Here is a 1,113-nt window from a genome sequence, read left to right on the forward strand (position 1 = left end):
CTCCCCTAAACCACCAGAAAAATATTCCTATGAGGCCTGGGCGACTTATTTAAAAATTCATCTGGTTAATACAACGCGATAGCTAAGGTGCGAGACTACGGGTCAGCGCGGAGCACCGTCGACCCATTGCGTAGCAATGTCCCAAAAGGTGGATTCGATCCGGAGATGACATAGGTGCCAGTGCCGAGCGGCAGACGAGGTCGTGCAGCCGTCAACAACGGCTACACAGCGCTTGCCCCTTGTTTCAATACCCGCAGGATAAACCCACCTACGGAAAGGGAAATGCCGGGCTTCACCACTTTTTACGCAACAAAAGCCCTTCTGCAGGCGTTAGGCGATAAAAAAGTCACTATTTGACAAGCTAAGACCGGCAGATAGGGATGCGAATTGTAGTGCCGTTCCAGCGCCATTGCCGTCTGCGTCATAGAATAGGTCACCATCGTTGGTGTCATAAATGATCCGGTCCAATACATCCTGAGCTTGCCCTGCTGTATTTGCGGCAAAAGCACTTGTAGATAGAGTCCCTACCGAAAGCATTGAGAAGATTGCATCATCCAGTTCAAACTGATCGTCAGCAACATTGAAATCTAGGATTGTGTCAATATTGCCTGCCCCCAAAGCAGTCGAGAAGACAAACGTATCATCTGCTCCCAACCCTCTGAGAATATCTGCGCCGCCTTTGCCATCGATCCGATTGTTACCCGAGTTGCCAACGAGGGTCTGTGCCAGCTCGTTTCCGGTCAAGTCAATGCCGCTTGTGGTACTGGCCCCATTGGTTTGCAAAAATTCCACATGTGACCCTGCATTCAACGCGTAATTGACCGAAGTATAGACTCTGTCGGTGCCTTGTCCTGCACTTTCGATTACACTGTCGCCCGCGTTATACACCCGATAGCGGTCGTCACCGTCTAGGCCCCTCATATAATCTGCTGCACCACCACCGGTTTTCAAATAGTTGTCACCCGCGTTCCCCAACAAATATTGAGCAAGCTCATTCCCTGTCAGATCAATGTTGTCCACGCCAGAGGTGGCGTTGGTCTGCAGGCGTTCGATCTCCTGACCGGCCCCCAGCGCATAGTTGACATAAGTGACGACCCGGTCGGTGCCTTCGCC

General features: G+C 51.6%; 1 pseudogene. It reads right to left on the bottom strand.

Annotated features, from left to right (window positions below):
• Nucleotides 1-330 precede the first annotated feature (330 nt).
• A pseudogene (locus tag ABWV33_RS22405) lies at nt 331-1,113 on the bottom strand (Calx-beta domain-containing protein); the annotation flags it as partial.

The sequence above is a fragment of the Phaeobacter sp. NW0010-22 genome (genome assembly GCF_040365955.1).
GTDB lineage: Bacteria > Pseudomonadota > Alphaproteobacteria > Rhodobacterales > Rhodobacteraceae > OMPR01.